The organism is Citrobacter amalonaticus, from assembly GCF_018252635.1.
In the GTDB taxonomy this organism is placed as follows: domain Bacteria; phylum Pseudomonadota; class Gammaproteobacteria; order Enterobacterales; family Enterobacteriaceae; genus Citrobacter_A; species Citrobacter_A amalonaticus_E.
Genome location: NZ_JAGTXM010000039.1, coordinates 1 through 434, shown reverse-complemented (window position 1 = coordinate 434; position 434 = coordinate 1). Strand labels below are relative to the sequence as shown.

The window sequence follows — 434 nt, the reverse complement described above, 5'->3', positions numbered from 1 at the left end:
TTCGCCGACCTCGACTTCGACCGGCTCGACTTCCTCGGCTGGACCGACCCGCGTCTGCCGCGTCGCGCGTACGTCGTGACCTGGCAGGACGACACCCCCGTCGGCGTGCTCCTGCAGCGTGCCGAGCAGCGGGTGCTCGCCCGCGCCCAGTGCTCGTGGTGCGAAGACGTCACGCTCCGCAACGACGTGCAGCTGTTCGTGGCGCGGAAGGCGGGTCCGGCCGGGCGCAAGGGCGACTCGGTCGGCGTGCTGGCGTGCGCCGACTTCGACTGCAACCGCGCGGTGCGCCGGTTGCCGCCGCTGGCGTATCAGGGCTACGACCGGGAGCTCGCGCGCGACCTGCGGATCCTGCTGCAACCGCGCGGTGCGCCGGTTGCCGCCGCTGGCGTATCAGGGCTACGACCGGGAGCTCGCGCGCGACCTGCGGATCCTGC

General features: G+C 73.3%; 1 protein-coding gene. It reads left to right on the top strand.

From position 1 onward, the window contains the following. Window positions 1–434: FBP domain-containing protein (locus KE671_RS22620; RefSeq protein ID WP_211986808.1), on the top strand; the 434-nt coding region annotated here is incomplete at both ends.